General features: G+C 69.4%; 12 protein-coding genes and 1 pseudogene. 5 read left to right on the top strand and 8 right to left on the bottom strand.

From position 1 onward, the window contains the following. Positions 1-6 precede the first annotated feature (6 nt). Positions 7-1,041 carry a methionine synthase gene (locus FHU38_RS19965; RefSeq protein WP_167173634.1) on the bottom strand — a complete coding sequence of 345 codons (1,035 nt, stop codon included), beginning with the start codon at positions 1,039-1,041 and terminating at the stop codon, positions 7-9. A 134-nt stretch (positions 1,042-1,175) separates the two neighbouring features. Between FHU38_RS19965 and FHU38_RS19970 the strand changes: the two genes are divergently transcribed. The 3 genes from FHU38_RS19970 to FHU38_RS19980 all read left to right on the top strand — a co-directional run bounded on the left by FHU38_RS19970 (position 1,176) and on the right by FHU38_RS19980 (position 3,874). Continuing rightward, positions 1,176-2,009, top strand: a complete 834-nt coding sequence (locus tag FHU38_RS19970) for a nitrilase-related carbon-nitrogen hydrolase (protein ID WP_167173636.1) — start codon at positions 1,176-1,178, stop codon at positions 2,007-2,009. Positions 2,010-2,088: 79 nt separating this feature from the next. Beyond that, complete coding sequence (locus FHU38_RS19975; RefSeq protein WP_167173638.1) at positions 2,089-3,132, top strand: MBL fold metallo-hydrolase; 1,044 nt, start codon at positions 2,089-2,091, stop codon at positions 3,130-3,132. A gap of 469 nt (positions 3,133-3,601) precedes the next feature. Continuing rightward, positions 3,602-3,874: a hypothetical protein gene (locus tag FHU38_RS19980; protein ID WP_167173640.1), complete on the top strand. Its 273-nt coding sequence runs from the start codon at positions 3,602-3,604 to the stop codon at positions 3,872-3,874. Positions 3,875-3,886: 12 nt separating this feature from the next. Here FHU38_RS19980 and FHU38_RS19985 read toward each other — a convergent pair whose 3' ends face one another. The 4 genes and pseudogenes from FHU38_RS19985 to FHU38_RS20000 form a co-directional block, all read right to left on the bottom strand. Beyond that, complete coding sequence (locus FHU38_RS19985; protein WP_167173642.1) at positions 3,887-5,404, bottom strand: acyl-CoA synthetase; 1,518 nt, start codon at positions 5,402-5,404, stop codon at positions 3,887-3,889. A gap of 32 nt (positions 5,405-5,436) precedes the next feature. Continuing rightward, positions 5,437-6,528 (bottom strand): tRNA 2-thiouridine(34) synthase MnmA, encoded by a 1,092-nt coding sequence (gene mnmA / locus FHU38_RS19990; RefSeq protein ID WP_167173644.1) that lies wholly within the window; start codon positions 6,526-6,528, stop codon positions 5,437-5,439. Between the two features lie 3 nt (positions 6,529-6,531). After that, positions 6,532-7,740: a cysteine desulfurase family protein gene (locus FHU38_RS19995; RefSeq protein WP_167173646.1), complete on the bottom strand. Its 1,209-nt coding sequence runs from the start codon at positions 7,738-7,740 to the stop codon at positions 6,532-6,534. Between the two features lie 177 nt (positions 7,741-7,917). After that, a pseudogene (locus tag FHU38_RS20000) lies at positions 7,918-9,268 on the bottom strand (TrpB-like pyridoxal phosphate-dependent enzyme). Between the two features lie 145 nt (positions 9,269-9,413). On the opposite strand from FHU38_RS20000, the gene mtnA reads away from it, so the two are divergent. After that, a complete protein-coding gene (mtnA, locus tag FHU38_RS20005) occupies positions 9,414-10,433 on the top strand; it encodes an S-methyl-5-thioribose-1-phosphate isomerase (protein ID WP_167173648.1) in 1,020 nt (339 codons plus the stop codon). A gap of 10 nt (positions 10,434-10,443) precedes the next feature. Here the strand turns inward: mtnA and FHU38_RS20010 are convergent, their stop codons facing one another. Beyond that, on the bottom strand, positions 10,444-12,036 hold the full coding sequence (locus tag FHU38_RS20010) for a beta-propeller domain-containing protein (protein WP_167173651.1): 1,593 nt from the start codon (positions 12,034-12,036) through the stop codon (positions 10,444-10,446). Positions 12,037-12,208: 172 nt separating this feature from the next. Beyond that, positions 12,209-13,027, bottom strand: a complete 819-nt coding sequence (locus tag FHU38_RS20015; protein WP_167173653.1) for an alpha/beta fold hydrolase — start codon at positions 13,025-13,027, stop codon at positions 12,209-12,211. Between the two features lie 73 nt (positions 13,028-13,100). On the opposite strand from FHU38_RS20015, the gene FHU38_RS20020 reads away from it, so the two are divergent. Further along, positions 13,101-14,147 carry a sigma-70 family RNA polymerase sigma factor gene (locus tag FHU38_RS20020; RefSeq protein WP_167173655.1) on the top strand — a complete coding sequence of 349 codons (1,047 nt, stop codon included), beginning with the start codon at positions 13,101-13,103 and terminating at the stop codon, positions 14,145-14,147. Positions 14,148-14,169: 22 nt separating this feature from the next. Here the strand turns inward: FHU38_RS20020 and FHU38_RS20025 are convergent, their stop codons facing one another. Continuing rightward, complete coding sequence (locus FHU38_RS20025) at positions 14,170-15,324, bottom strand: CaiB/BaiF CoA transferase family protein (RefSeq protein WP_167173657.1); 1,155 nt, start codon at positions 15,322-15,324, stop codon at positions 14,170-14,172. Positions 15,325-15,338 lie beyond the last annotated feature (14 nt).

The following is a 15,338-nucleotide window of genomic DNA, read 5'->3' on the forward strand; positions in this document are numbered from 1 at the left end:
CGAGTACTACCAGCCCTCGACAGGCTCCACGAACGCTTTGCCCAAATCCCGCGTCAGCGACAACGCCCTGCGCAGCCACTGCTGGCTCGCGCCCGCGAGCCCGCAGGCGGGTGTCGGCACCGCACGCTCGGCGAGGACGGCTCGACCGAAACCGAGCCGGTCAACCAGCCGCAGCGCGGGACCTGCCAGTTCGCGCAGGTTGTCACGTCGCGCCGGGGGTGGCTGCGAAGGCACCAGCCCAAGCAGCAGTGTCGTCCCCGCGTCCCACGCCTCGCCGAGCTCGTCGAGCATCGTGCCCGGCGCCCCGTCCAGCACCGTGGCATCCAGCGAGATCGCCCCGGCTCCCGCCGACCGCAGCATTCCGACCGGCGGGCGCGGCGCGCAGCAATGCACGATCACCGGTTGCCCCGTCATGCTCTCGGCCGCCGACACCACCCTGGCGAGCAGATCCCGCGCCTCGGGCTGCGGCACGGAGTCCACGGTGCCGTATCCGGAAGGCGTAGGCAGCGAGCCCGCGAGCACGTCGGGCAGGGTCGGCTCGTCGAACTGGACGACCACCGAAGCACTCGTGCGCTCGGCGAGCTCCGCGATGTGGGAGCCCAGGCCCTCCACAAGCGACTCGGTGAAGTCGCGGGTGGCTCCGTGGTCGGTGAGCACCCGATGGCCCCGAGCCAGTTCGACGCCTGCCGCGAGCGTCCACGGTCCCGCGAGCTGAATCTTCACCAGCCGCGGTCGGCTCCGCTGTGCGGCCTCGGCGAACGCGTCGATGTCCCAGCGAAGCAGGTCAACGGCACGCCGGTGATGCCGTCCCGGCCTCGTCGCGACACGGTAGCCGCTGGCGACCACCTCCACCGCCAGATCAACCAGTAGCGCCGAGGTACGTCCGATCAGGTCCGCGCCGACACCCCTTGCGGGCAACTCCGGCAGGTGCGGGAAGTCGGGCAGTTCACCGAGCACGATCTCGGCTGCCTCGGCCGAATCCGTGCCCGGCATCGAGCCGATACCGGTCGCGGCTGCTGGGGGCCACGCTTGTTCGGTCACACCCGAGATTGTGCCCCTGCGAGGCGCCCGTTTCGCGGCCGGGGCACGGCCGTTCGGGTGTCTCGCTGAGGGGGCCACTTACGCGTACCGTCTTAGGTATCCGCGGCCGCTTCGGACACGGGGAGGTGAGACGTATGAGAGTGGCACTCGCGCAGACCGACTGCCGGCTCGGCGACGTGGAGGGCAACCTGGTCGATGCCGAACGGATCATCAAGGACGCCGCCGCCGATGACGCGGATCTCGTGGTGTTTCCCGAACTGAGTCTCACCGGGTACGCGCTGGGGCAGCTCGCCGACGACATCTCGCTATGGCCGGACGACCCTCGGCTCGCCGACCTCGCGCGGCACGGGCCTGACGTGGTGATCGGGCTGCTTGAGGACGGTCGAATCCGGCGGCACAATTCGGCGCTCTACCTGTCCGGCGGCCAGCTGGTCCACAACCACCGCAAGCTGTACCTGCCCAACTACCTGATCTGGGAGGAGCGCAAGCACGCCAGCCCTGGCCAGCACATGCGGGCCTTCGACACCAAGCACGGCAGGTTCGCCACTCTCATCTGCAACGACGCGTGGCAACCGATGCTGCCGTGGCTGGCCGCGCAGGACGGTGCGGAGCTGCTGATCGTGCCAGCCAACAGCGCGGCGAAGCTGACCGGTGGTTCGTTCGATCCGGCCGACTACTGGCACGACCTGCTCACCTTCACCGCGCGAATGCAGCAGTGCTGGGTGCTGTTCGTCAACCGTGTCGGTGACGAGGCGGGCGTGCGGTTCTGGGGTGGTTCGAGGGTGCTCGATCCGTGGGGCTCGGTGGTGGCAACGGCGGCGACCTGGGACGAGGCGCTCACCATCGTCGACATCGATGCGGCGGCGGTGCGCAGGCGCAGGCGGGAGATCCCGTTGCTCGCCGACGCGCGGCTCGGCCTGCTGCGGCGGGAACTGGAACGCCTGATCAACGAGAGCGGAGACGACTGACCAGCAGGCTAAGCGTCCGCTCAGTGATGTCCGTCTCACCGGACTCCTGCCAGGGCGCGCCGCCTGCTCTGATCGTGGGATGGAACCGCGCGAGGACGACAACAGCCGCCCCTGGACCGAGCCCGGCGTGTATTCGGTGGCCCCCGGGGTGTACCGCATCCCGCTGCCACTTCCGCACGACGCGCTGCGCGCGGTGAACATCTACGCCATCACCAGCGGCGACTCGCTCGTGCTCATCGACTCCGGCTGGGCTCTGGACGAGGCCCACCAGCAACTGGAGTCCGCGCTGCGCGGGCTGGGCGCCGGGTTGGCGGATGTCAGCCAGTTCCTCATCACGCACGTGCACCGCGACCACTACACCCTCGCGGTCGCGCTACGCAGGAAGTTCGGTGGCCGGATCGCGCTCGGCATGCTGGAGGAGCCCTCGCTGAAGGTCACCGCGGACTCGTCGAGCAGGCCGATGGCGGCGCAGCTTCGGCTGCTGCGCGAGGCGGGCGGAGAGGCGGTGATCGAGGCGCTGGCGCGGATGTTCGGTGACAGGCGACCTGCCACCGACGAGAGCTACTGGGAGGACCCCGACGAGTGGCTGACGCCGGGCAGGCGGACCGTGCACGCGGGCAGGGAACTCGACGTGGTGCACACGCCCGGCCACACGGCGGGCCATGTGGTGTTCGCCGACGACGCGGCGGGGCTGCTCTTCTCCGGCGACCACGTGCTGCCACACATCACGCCGTCGATCGGGTTCCAGCCCGCGCCCTCGCGGCTGCCGTTGCGTGACTACCTCGGCTCACTGCGGCTGGTGCGGGCGATGCCGGACAGGCGACTGCTGCCCGCGCACGGCCCCGTCGCGCCAAGCGTGCACGCGCGGGTGGACGAGTTGCTTGCCCACCACGAGCAGCGGCTCATCGAGGTGGGCGAGACCGTGGCAAGCGGCGCGGCCACCGCGTACGAGTCTGCGCTGCGGCTGACGTGGACGCGAAGGCACCACGCATTGGCGGATCTCGACGCGTTCAACCAGATGCTCGCGGTGCTGGAAACCGCGGCCCACCTGGACCTGCTGGTGCTGCAGGGCAAGTTGGCCTCGGCCAAGACCGAAGGCGTGCGCCACTACACCCTCCCCTGAACCCCCGCGAGTCCCCCGTTCCCGCCCGCGAGTCCCCCGTTCCCGCCCGCGAGTTCCGCACTCCGTCCGACACCAGACCCACCGACGTCCCCGCCTGGAGCACACGAAGCCAGACGCGGATGCGCACCACGGTCGAGCTGTCGACGGAGCTCCTACGTGCCGCGAAAGCCGAGGCGGCGGCCCGAGGAGAAACACTGAAGGAGTTCCTGACCCGGGCGGTGGTGCACGAACTCGGCACCTTCCCCACGTCCGAGAAACACACGAGGGTGCGACTACCGCTTGTAGGCAGCACCCGCCCCGGCACGGTCGATATCACCAACGCGGGCATCGAAGCAGTCTTCACCGCGGAGGAAGCCGAAAGCACGGGAATTACTGATGCTGCTCGATGTCGGTGTCTGGCTTGCCGCTGCCTGGGCTGGGCATGCCCACCACCCACGCGTCGCGTCGTGGTTCACGGAGCACGACCGCCGTGCTGGGTGAGGACGTCCTGGCGCGGACCGGCGCGTGGAAGGTTCTTGACGCGCTCCGCCGCGATGACCGAGTGCGCTGGGCCGGTGAGCCGACGCAGCTGGAGCATGTCTGGCGAGCGATCTCGGCCCGCGCCGACAACAGCCACAACCTCTGGACCGACGACTATCTGGCGGCGTTCGCGCAGGCAGCGGAAATCACACTGGTCACATTGGATACTGGGTTCGCAAGGCGCTACCCGTCGATCACCGTCAACACACTGCTCGAGACGTGAGTAACCCGGCAGTCACGACGCGGCGAACCGGTCCCGCAGTTCCCGCTTGAGGATCTTGCCAGAGGCATTGCGCGGCAGGTCGTCCACGAAGCGCACCGCCTTGGGCAGCTTGAACGACGACAGCTTTCCTCGAACGTGGCCGAGCAGTTCGTCCTCGCTGACCTCGCCCTTGGGCACGACCACGGCAGTGATCGCCTCGATCCACTTCTCGTCAGGCAACCCGACGACCGCCACCTCACCGACCGCGGGATGGGTGTAGAGCGCGTCCTCCACCTCCCGCGATGCCACCAGCACGCCACCGGTGTTGATCACGTCCTTGATGCGGTCGACGACATAGATGTAGCCCTCCTCGTCGATGCGCACCAGGTCCCCGGAGTGGAACCAGCCGTCGCGGAAGGCCTCCTCGGTCTCCTCGGGCTTGTCCCAGTAGCCCTCGCACAGCTGCGGCGACCGGTAAACGACCTCGCCCTGCTCGCCGGGCGCCACGTCGTTGCCGTCGGGATCGACGACCCGAAGCTCTACGAACAACACCGGCCTGCCCGCCGAATCCGGGCGCTGTTCGTGCTCCTCCGGCCGTAGCACCGTGGCCAGCGGCGCGATCTCCGACTGGCCGAAACAGTTGTAGAAACCCAACTCCGGCATAGCCTCGCGCAGCCGCTCCAGCACCGGGCCCGGCATGATGGATGCTCCGTAGTAGGCCTTGCGCAAAGCCGAAAGGTCGTGCTCGCCGAACTCGGGATGGTTGGCCAGCGCGACCCACAACGTCGGCGCCGCGAAGAACGCGCCGTGCCTTTCGGCGGAGAGCCTGCGCAGGATCTCGTTCGGATCGGGCACCTCGAGCAGCGTGTTGGTGGCACCGACGGCGAGCCACGGCATGAGGAACACGTGCAGCTGCGCGCTGTGGTAAAGCGGCATCACATGCAGCGGGGCGTCGTGCTCGGTGAGGTCGAGATCGACCATGCACGACACGTACTCGTGAACCAGCGCCCTGTGGGTCATCATCGCGCCCTTGGGCCGCGACGTGGTCCCCGAGGTGTACAGCAACTGCGCCAGGTCGGTGTCGGCCACCTCGACGTCGAGCGAGGGCGTTGTGGACTCCCGCGCGACCTCCAGCAGGCTGGCATCGGCATCCCGAAGCGGCAGCACGTGCTTCAGTGCCAAGCCGAGCGCGTCGACGTTGCCCCGCAGCCCGGGATCGACCAGCGCGACACTGCTTCCGGATTGCTCGACCAGGTAGCCCAGTTCCTCCCCGGTGAGGTTGAAGTTCACCGGCACGTGCACCAGACCGGCCCGAGCGCAGGCCAGGAACCCGATGAGGTAAGCGTCGGAGTTCTTGCCGTAGGCGGCCACCCGGTCGCCGTGGCGCAAGCCGAGCGACAGCAGGTGCGCGGCCGCCCTGGTGACCGCGGCGTCGAGCTCACGATAGGTCCATTCCCGCTCCGCGAACCGCAGTGCTGTCCGGTTCGGCACCCGAGCGGCGCTGCGCCGCAGGATGTCGGACACCGTGCTGGACCTGAGCATGCTCGTCATCGAGTTCCTCCCGCCAACCTTCGGCGGCGTGGTCACGCCGTGGCAGCGATCCTCGCACTGCCGAGTACCAGGTCGCCAGCCTCGCCTTCGTCCCGATACAGCACCGCGACCTGGCCGGGAGCGACCCCGCTCAACGGTTCACGCAGCCGCAGCGTCACCTCGCCCTCGGCGGCCTCCGCGACGGCACGCGCCGTGCCACCGTGGGCACGCACCTGCACCACACACTCGGTCGGCCCGTCGAGCGGACGTCCGCTCGGCCAGATCGGCCGCTCTCCGTCGATGCGGGTCACCTCCAGCCGGTTCACCGAACCGACCTTCACCGTGCCCGACACCGGCTCCAGTGACAGCACGTACCTCGGCCTGCCGTCGGGTGCGGGCTTGTCGATGCCGAGCCCCTTGCGCTGGCCCACGGTGAACCCGTGCACCCCGGTGTGCCTGCCAAGCACCGCCCCGGTCTCGGCGTCTACCAGGTCGCCAGGGCTCTCGCCGAGTCTGGACTCAAGGAACTTCCTGGTGTCGCCGTCGGGAATGAAGCAGATGTCGTGACTGTCGGGTTTCTCGGCGACGGCGAGCCCACGCTCGGCGGCCTCGGCACGAACATCGGGCTTGCGGGACCCGCCGAGCGGGAACATGGCGTGCCGCAACTGCTCCGGCCGCAGCGAGGCCAGCACGTACGACTGGTCCTTGCTCTCGTCCGCGCTACGCCGAAGCTGCGGCTGCCCGGCCACGATCTCCAGCCGCGCGTAGTGTCCCGTGCACACGGCGTCGAAGCCCAGCGCCATCGCCTTGTCGAGCAGCGCCTCGAACTTGATTTTCTCGTTGCAGGTCACGCATGGGTTCGGGGTGCGGCCCGCCGCGTACTCCCCCACGAAGGTCTCCACGACCTCCTCGGTGAAGCGCTCCGCGAAGTCCCATACGTAGAACGGGATGCCCAGGATGTCGGCGGCCCGCCTCGCGTCGTGGGCGTCTTCGATCGTGCAGCAGCCGCGCGCTCCGGTGCGCAGCGTGCCGGGTTTCGCCGAGAGTGCCAGGTGCACGCCCACGACATCGTGCCCGGCCTCCACGGCGCGGGCGGCGGCGACGGCCGAGTCGACCCCGCCGCTCATCGCGGCCAGTACCCGCATCGCCTACCCCTCCTGCTCGGGCTTGTGCTTGCGCATGCCTGCGAGCCCGGCCTGCCGGGCCCTTGCGACGACCGCGCCGATCTCCCTGCCCACCGCTTCGATGTCGGCGCTGGTGGAGGTGTGACCCAGGGAGAACCGCAGTGAGCCGCGCGCCGACGCGGCGTCCGCGCCCATCGCCAACAACACATGGCTCGGCTCGGCGACTCCCGCCGTGCACGCCGACCCGGTGGAACACTCGATGCCTTTGGCGTCCAGCAACATCAGCAGGCTGTCACCCGCGCATCCGGGGAAGGTGAAGTGCGCGATGCCTGGCAACCTGCTGTCGGCGGCGTCGGCGGGCGGGCCGTTGAGCACGGCGTCGGGAACCTCGCGCAACACGGCGTCGATCAGGTCATCACGTAGCTTGGTCAGCTCGCAGAAGTGCTCGGCCTGCTTTTCGACGCCCGTGCGAACCGCGGTGGCGAACGCGTGGATCGCGGGCACGTCGAGCGTGCCGGACCGTACCTCTCGCTCCTGACCGCCGCCGTGCAACAGCGGCACGCACGGAGTCTCCCGCGCCAGCAACAGCGCTCCGACCCCGTACGGTCCACCGATCTTGTGCCCGGTGAGCGTCAGCGCGCTCACGCCACTGGCGGCGAACCCGACCTCCACCGCGCCGACCGCCTGTACCGCATCGGTGTGCATCGGAATGCCGTGTTCGGCGCAGATCGCGGCGAGTTCGGCCACCGGATTCACGGTGCCGACCTCGTTGTTCGCCCACATCACCGTGACCAGTGCGACCTGGTCGGGCGCGCTCTCGATCGCGGCGCGCAACGTGTCGGGCCGCACACTTCCGTGCTCGTCGACTTCCAGCCACGTGACCTCGGCGTCCGCGTGGTCACCGAGCCACCGCACGGCGTCGAGCACCGCGTGATGTTCCACGGAACTGGCGAGCACGCGCCTGCGAGCCGGATCGGCCTGCTTTCGTGCCCAGTAGATGCCCTTGACCGCGAGGTTGTCGCTCTCGGTGCCACCCCCGGTGAAGATCACCTCGGAGGGCCGGGCACCCAGCGCGTCGGCGAGGGCTTCGCGCGCCTCCTCCACGACCCTGCGTGCCCTTCGCCCTGATGAGTGCAGCGACGACGCGTTGCCCAGCGTGGACAGCGCGTCGGTCATCGCCGCGAGGGACTCCGGCGACATCGGGGTGGTCGCCGCGTGGTCGAGGTAGGTCATCGTCTTTCCAGGGTAGTCGTGCCGCGAGGGCCGGTAATGCGGCACCGCCCACCCGGCCGGGATACCGGGCGGTAGGACTCCCGGCTCACCGCCCGCTCACCTGCCGTCGTCGGCGCCGTGTCGCGGGCGCCCTACCGTCCGATGGGTGCGCGGCCGGCGCGCCGGGTCGCTGCGCCGTTACGGGATGCCCGCGAGGGAGGTGTCCAGCGTGTCCTGCGGTAGTTCGTTGTCCACCATCTGCCCGCCGAGGTAGGCGGCGTAGGCGGGCAGGTCCAGGTGTGCGTGCCCGCAAAGGGCCGTAAGGATCACCTTCTCCTCCCCGGTCTCCTTGCACCTGAGGGCTTCACGCATGCAGGCGGCGAGCGCGTGTGTCGGTTCGGGAGCCGGGATGATCCCCTCGGTGCGGGCGAAGCGCACGCCTGCCGCGAAGCACTCCTGCTGCGGCACGGCCAGCGCGTCGATGAGGCCGAGTTCGTAGATGTGCGACAGCAGCGGCGACATGCCGTGGTAGCGCAGCCCGCCCGCGTGGATCGGGTCCGGGATGAACCCGTGGCCCAGTGTGTGCATCTTCAGCAGCGGGGTGAGGCCCGCGGTGTCGCCGAAGTCGTAGGCGTAGCGGCCTCTGGTGAGCGAAGGGCAAGCGGCCGGCTCGACCGCGCGGATGTCCAGGTCCATCCTGCCTGCCAGCTTCTCCCGCAGGAACGGGAACGCCAGCCCGCCGAAGTTGGAGCCGCCACCGGTGCAGCCGACGATGACGTCCGGTGTGTCCTCGGCGAGCTGGAACTGCTTGATGGCCTCCTCGCCGATCACCGTCTGGTGCAGCAGGACGTGGTTGAGCACGCTGCCGAGCGCGTAGCGGGCGCCGGGGTCGCTCGCCGCCTTCTCGACGGCCTCGCTGATGGCGATGCCGAGGCTGCCGGTGGAGTCGGGGTTCTCGGCAAGGATCTTGCGGCCGGCTTCGGTCAACTCGGAAGGGCTCGGGTGCAGCGTCGCACCGAAGGTCTCCATCATGATCTTGCGGTACGGCTTCTGGTCGTAGGAGGCGCGCACCTGCCACACCTCGCAGTCCAGCCCGTAGGTCGCGCAGGCGAACGCCAGCGCGCTGCCCCACTGGCCCGCACCGGTTTCGGTGGTCAGCCGCGTGACACCCTCCGCGGAGTTGTAGAACGCCTGCGGCACCGCCGTGTTCGGCTTGTGGGAGCCGACCGGGCTCACGCCCTCGTACTTGTAGTAGATGCGGGCGGGGGTGTCGAGCAGCTTCTCCAACCTGCGGGCGCGAAACAGTGGGGAAGGCCGCCACAGCCGGTAGACGTCGATGACCTCGCCGGGGATGTCGACATACCGCTCGGTAGTCACCTCCTGCTCGATGAGCGCCTGCGGGAAGAGGCGCGAGGTCGGCGGGCCCTACCGGTTCCCTCGTCGCGGGGTGCAGCGGTGGGGGTGGCGGCTGCGGCAGGTCGGGGACGACGTTGTACCACTGGGTGGGCATGTCTTCCTCGTCGAGCAGGTACTTCGTACGGCCGGCCATCGCGCCTCCAGTTAGTTCCGCCGAGGTGAGCAACACGACTTCGCTCCCGGGTGACCGTAGTAAAACGCCCATGCGTCGCACCAGAGCGAAGGGGGATGCGCATGTGGGTTAAGGCCCGCGGTGACGCTCGGGCGACAATGGGAAGGTGAGCAGGACGATCGACTGGGACGGCGACGCTGTGGTGATCGTGGACCAGTGCGCGCTGCCGACCACGTACCGGACGCTGCGGCTGGCCACGATCGACGAACTCGTCGACGCCATCAAGCGCCTCGCGGTGCGAGGGGCGCCCGCCCTTGGCGCGGCGGGCGCGCTGGGCGTGGCCATGTCCGCCCGGCTGCACCTGGGCACCGCCGATACCACCGAGGTCACCGGCACCACTCGCGCCACCGACGCTGTCGGCGCCGACGCCGAGCGGCTGGCGAACGCGAGGCCCACCGCGGTGAACCTGCGCTGGGGTGTCGAGCGCGCACTCGCCGCCCTGCCACGTGGGGCCGAAGCCGTTACCGCAGCGGCGCTGGCCATGCTGACCGAGGACGAGCGGATCAACAAGCAGGCGTCCCGCAACGCCGCTGACCTTGTGCTGCGGCACTGCTCACGGCGCCCGCTGCGGCTGCTCACCCACTGCAACACCGGCAGGCTGGCCGCCGTGGACTGGGGAACCGCGCTTGGCGTGGTACGGCAGTTACACGCGGCGGGGCAGGTGGAGTACGTGCTCGCCGACGAGACCCGGCCGCTGCTACAGGGTTCCAGGTTGACCGCGTGGGAGCTGGAGCAGGAGGCGGTGCCCTACCGGCTGCTGCCGGACTCGGCCGCGGCAGCCGCCATGTCGATGGGCATGGTGGACTGCGTCGTGGTCGGCGCCGACCGGGTCGCCGCCAACGGCGACGTCGCCAACAAGATCGGCACCTACGCGCTGGCCGTCGCGGCGGCAAGGCACCACATCCCGTTCTTCGTGGTGGCACCACAGTCCACAGTAGACCTGTCGTTGCCGGACGGCTCGCATATCGTGCTCGAGCAGCGACCGGCCGAGGAAGTCACCCACGTCGACGGCAGGCGGGTGGCGCCCGAAGGCGCGCGGGTGTTCAACCCCGCTTTCGATGTCACTCCTGCCGAGTTGGTGACCGCCGTCGTCACCGAGCGCGGCGTGCTCCAAGTGACGAGCTGAACCGGGCGCTTCACGCCTCCAACGGCAGCCAGGCCAGCTCGGCAAGGGTTTCCTCGTCGTGCACACCGATCCCGAAGGCCGACACCACCCACACCTCGTCACCGACCACGAGCGCGCGCTGGATGGGCAGGCCATGACCGATCGCGCCGAGATCGATGAACCGGTGCCCCTCCAGCCGCAGCACCAACGCGTCGGTGTAGGTGGGCAACACCAGCAGGCCGGTGGGTTCCCAGTAGAGGAACGCATGGGGCTGCGACTCGACGTGGGCCCTGCCTCCCACTAGTTCCTGCTCGGCGACCTTGCGCGGGCGCGCCGCGTTGGTGACATCGAACAGCGAAACCTGCAGCCCCGTCGACCTACCCAGCTCGTCGGCCTCCTGCCCGACACCGAGCAGCTTGCCGTCCGACGCGCGGTGCAGATAGGCGGAGTACCCGGTGATCTTCAGCTCCCCCACCACCTTCGGATCGGTGGGGTCGGTCAGGTCGAGCGTGTAAAGCGGGTCGGTTCGCCGAAACGTCACGACGTAGCCGGTCGTGCCGAAGAAGCGCACCGCGTAGATCTGCTCGTTCCTTCCCAGGCCGGCGAGCGAACCGACCTTGGTCAGCGTCGATCCACTCGTGTCGAGCACGGTCACGACGTTGTCCGACCGCCGCGTGGTGGCCACGCGCAGGTGACCGTCGTGTTCGGACATCGCATACTGGTTGAGCAGGGTGCCCTCCACCGTGCCGGAGGCGACGTGTTCGGCCGGGCCCGCGCCGGTGAGGTCGAACCGATGGATCTCGGTGCGGTAGCCGGTTTCGTTGGCGAGATAGAGATCGCGTGCCGTGCCGTAGACGGTGCCGCCGTCGGCCGCGACCGTCACGGGGTCACCGGTACCAAGCGGTGCGGTGAGGTCGAAGGTCAGCACGGTCAGGAAAGACGTCGCGGTGTAGGTGTCAGGATGGCTCACGCGGTCGCAATCGACGAGCCTGCCGCTGCGCCTGCCCTCCGGTGTGGTCAGCCGGTAGGAAGGCAACCAGTCGTCGACGGTGGTGGCGTCGAATGCCGGTTCCCCGGGCGGAGCGGGAAGTCTGGGCGCCGAGTTGACCACAACGCGTGCGCGGCCGCCTGCCATCCTGGCGTCGACGTAGCCAGCCTCGATCCGGAGCGTGCCGAGGACACGTGCCTGCCCCGCCAGTTCGACGAGCGTGATACTCGTGCCCTGGCCCACCACGAGGGCGCGGTCGCCGAAGAGCAGCAACTCCTCGCCCGCACCACCCGGTAGCCACACTCGGGACGTGATGCGACGGGTCGCCACGTCGATTACACGCAGCGACCCGTCTGCGACCGTGACCACCCTGCGACCGTCGGTCTGCACCAGGTCGGGCTCGGCCACACCCTGCTCGTGGTTGTTCGTTGTGGAGTGCCTCGGCGCGGGCTCGGCGCTTCCCGCGCTGTCGGTGCTACCTCCCCGCTCGGCACCAACAGGGGCCCGCGGGACAGCGGCCTTACCGTCGGCCGGCACCGGGCCCACCTCCGGTTTCGGTATGGCGTCCCGCGTTGGCACGGTCGCGTAGGCCTCCCGCAGCTCTCGCAACACCTGCTCGCAGGAGTCGAACGCCACGAGCCGAGCCTGTGCCTGCCGGTCCCATAACGGCGGGGTTGGCTCGGGTGAGCCACAGGCTCCCGCTCCAAGCGAAACGACGGCGAGCCACAAGGCCAAGTGCATTCTCATGCGCAACGGACGGAGGTGACCATGCCTTCGGTTGCACGAACGTGGCGCACGGCCGCGGCGGTTACCCGCCGAGCACCTCGCGAAGCCGGGCGGCGAAAGCGGCCGGGTCCTCCACGAAACCGATGTGGCCACCGGGGAACCTGGTGGGTTCCACACCGAGGAGCTCGGCCAGTGCGACAGAGGTGCGCTCGCAGAGCTGTCCGCCGGATTCCTCGCCGATGCCCACCACGATGCGGGTGGTGGCCGACCGCAAGGCGGCCGGATCGGGCCGCCAGCTGGTCGTCAGACGCAGCATGTGCGCGTGCTGGTAGTGCTCGTCGGCGACCTGCTGTGGGGTGCGTTCTCCCCCGACCAGCTGCTGGAAGGCCTCCTCGGGCATACGGATACAGGCCAGTTCGAGAAACTTGCGCCAGGCTCCCTCGACATCGCCGCGCAGGTGGGTGGCCACGATCTCCTCGGTTGCCGCATGCAACCGATCGCGGTCGTCGAGCAGGCCGTTCAGCGGTGGCTCGTGGGCGATCACGGTGTGCACGAGGTCGGGACGTGCCTGCGCGAGTGCCAGCGCGCTTACCGCACCGCCGCTGGAACCGAGGACCATGGCGGGTTCACCACCGATGTGCAGCAACAGCCTGGCCAGGTCCTCGGCACGCGACCGCGGTGTCGAATCGGCGTGGGGGTCGTCCAGCACGCTTCGGTTGATACCTCTCGGATCGGTGGTGATCACGGTGTGGTCGGCGGCGAGCAGGTCGGCCAGCGGCGCGAACGACGTCGCGTCCATCGGCGCGCCGACCAGCAACGCGACCGGCCCGTCGCCGCGCACCTCGTAGTACAGCCGCGCATCGGCTACCCGCAGGGTGGCGATCGTACTGGGGTTACTCATTGAACTCCTCCGCTTCGACATTCGATGTTCGGTCGCGGAAGAGACCGCCTCGGGTGCGGCATACTCATCGCTCGTGCGGACAAATCTTTCGCCGGCCGCACAGGCGGCGGTCCCTGAGGGCGAGGAGCTCGCCCGCGCGCAGGCGGGGGACGGTGACGCGTTCAGCAGGCTGGTGGCCCCGTTGCGAGGGGAACTGCACGCCCATTGCTACCGCATGCTCGGCTCCGCACACGACGCCGACGACGCGTTGCAGGAAGCGCTGGTGCGAGCCTGGCGTGGGCTCGCGGGTTACACCGGTCGCGGCTCACTGCGCTCCTGGCTGTACACGGTGGCGACCCGGTGTTGCCTGGACTCGGTCCAGCGCAAGAGCAGGCGTGCACTGCCGGTGGACCTGGGTCCCGCGAGCGAACGCGCGGTCGTCGGCGACGCGGCACGGACCGACCTCGCCTGGCTGGGACCCTATCCCGACCACGACACCCGCCCCGGGTTTCGCGAGCCCGGCGCGCGATACGAGCAGCGTGAGGCCGTCGAGCTGGCCTTCGTCGCGGCCCTGCAGCATCTGCCGGGAAACCAGCGCGCGGCGCTGTTGCTTTTCGACGTGCTCGGGTTCTCCGCGGTGGAGATCGCCCGAGCGATGCGGACCTCGACCGCGTCGGTGAACAGCGCGCTACAGCGGGCTCGGCGGATCGTGGCCGACAAGGTCGCTCCTCGCACGCAGCAACGCACCCTGCGCGAAGTGGGCGATGCCCGCGTGCGGGAAATCACGACCAGGTTCTCCGCGGCACTGGAACGCGGGGATGCCGACGCTCTGGTGGCTTTGCTAACCGAAGATGTCACCTGGTCCATGCCACCGCTGCCGCACTGGTATCAGGGCCTTGCCGCGGTGACCGACTTCGCTGTTCGAATCCCGCTGACCGGATGCGGGGCGTGGCGGCACCGGCCGACCCGCGCGAACGGCCAGCCTGCCGTCGCCTGCTTCTTGTGGGACGACGAGGTCGGTGCATACCTCGCCTGGTCGATCAATGTGCTCACGCTGCGCGGCGACCGGATCACCGAGATCACGTCGTTCGTGGGCGGCGAACACTTCGAACTGTTCGGGTTGCCTGCCTCGCTGCCCTGACCACGGGAAGCGCCGACTCGGCTCAGCCGTCTTCCCCGAACCCCAGTTCCGCGCGGATCGCGGCACTGTGCTGCCCGACCTCGGGGACCGGATCGAGGCGCGGGGCCCTGCCAGCCACGTCGATCGGGGGTAGCAGCGCACGCAGCGGTCCGACCGGGGAGTCGACCGTCGCCCATCGTTGCCGTGCGGCCAGTTGCGGGTGCTCGGCGAACTCCGCCATCGTGCGCATCCTCGCGTTGGCGATACCCGCCTCGTCGAGGCGCCGTGCCACGTCTTCGGCATCCGAGTGCCGTAGCGCGCGCTCGATCAGTTCGGTCAGTTCCGCGTCGTGCTCCACGCGCAGCGAATTGCGGGCGAACCGGGGGTCGTCGGCGACCGCGGGATCGGCCAGCACGTGTTCACACAACGCCTTCCACTCCCGCTCGTTCTGCACGCCGATGAACACGACGGAGCCGTCCCCCACGGTGTAGGGACCGTACGGCGAGATGGCGGCGTGCCTCGCGCCGTTGCGCGGCGGCGGGCTGCCCCCGTATGCGGCGTAGTAGTAGGGGAAGCCGACCCACTCCCCCAGCGCGTCCAGCATCGCGACGTCGAAGCTGGTGCCCTCCCCCGTGCGCTCGCGCTCGTACAGCGCCGAAAGCACACCGCTGAAGGCGTACATCCCGGCGGCGATGTCCGCGACCGGGATGCCCGCCTTCGCGGGCTCCTCCCGCGTGCCGGTGAGCGACACCACCCCGGCCTCACACTGCACGAGCAGGTCGTAGGCCTTCTTCGTGCGGTACGGCCCGGTGGCACCGTAGCCGGAGATGTTGCACACGATCAGCCTCGGAAAGCGCCGCCGCAGCGTGTCCGGCGACAACCCCAACCTGTCGGCGGCACCGGGCGCCAGGTTCTGCACGAACACGTCGGCCCTTGCCAGCAACGCCTCCAGCACGTCGCGGTCGCCGGGGTCCTTGACGTCCAGGGTGATGCTTTCCTTGTTGCGGTTGAGCCACACGAAGTGGCTCGACATCCCGCGCACCGTCTCGTCGTAGGCGCGTGCGAAGTCGCCGGTTCCCGGTCTCTCGACCTTGATGACCCTGGCTCCTAGATCGCCGAGTTGTCGGGTGGCCAGCGGCGCCGCCACGGCCTGCTCGAGCGCGACGACCGTGATCCCGGCCAGCGGCAGCGTGCTCATGCGGCAAGACTGTA

Origin of the sequence: Saccharomonospora amisosensis, assembly GCF_011761185.1 — a bacterium.
GTDB classification, from domain to species: domain Bacteria; phylum Actinomycetota; class Actinomycetes; order Mycobacteriales; family Pseudonocardiaceae; genus Saccharomonospora_A; species Saccharomonospora_A amisosensis.

Bases quoted from the DNA above. Each gene is read 5' to 3' on its own strand.
- mnmA (WP_167173644.1), bottom strand. From the start codon at position 6,528: ATGCGGGTACTGGCCGCGATGAGCGGCGGGGTCGACTCGGCCGTCGCC.
- FHU38_RS19995 (WP_167173646.1), bottom strand. From the start codon at position 7,740: ATGACCTACCTCGACCACGCGGCGACCACCCCGATGTCGCCGGAGTCC.
- FHU38_RS19970 (WP_167173636.1), top strand. From the start codon at position 1,176: ATGAGAGTGGCACTCGCGCAGACCGACTGCCGGCTCGGCGACGTGGAG.
- FHU38_RS19975 (WP_167173638.1), top strand. From the start codon at position 2,089: ATGGAACCGCGCGAGGACGACAACAGCCGCCCCTGGACCGAGCCCGGC.
- FHU38_RS20025 (WP_167173657.1), bottom strand. From the start codon at position 15,324: ATGAGCACGCTGCCGCTGGCCGGGATCACGGTCGTCGCGCTCGAGCAG.
- FHU38_RS19985 (WP_167173642.1), bottom strand. From the start codon at position 5,404: ATGACGAGCATGCTCAGGTCCAGCACGGTGTCCGACATCCTGCGGCGC.
- FHU38_RS20015 (WP_167173653.1), bottom strand. From the start codon at position 13,027: ATGAGTAACCCCAGTACGATCGCCACCCTGCGGGTAGCCGATGCGCGG.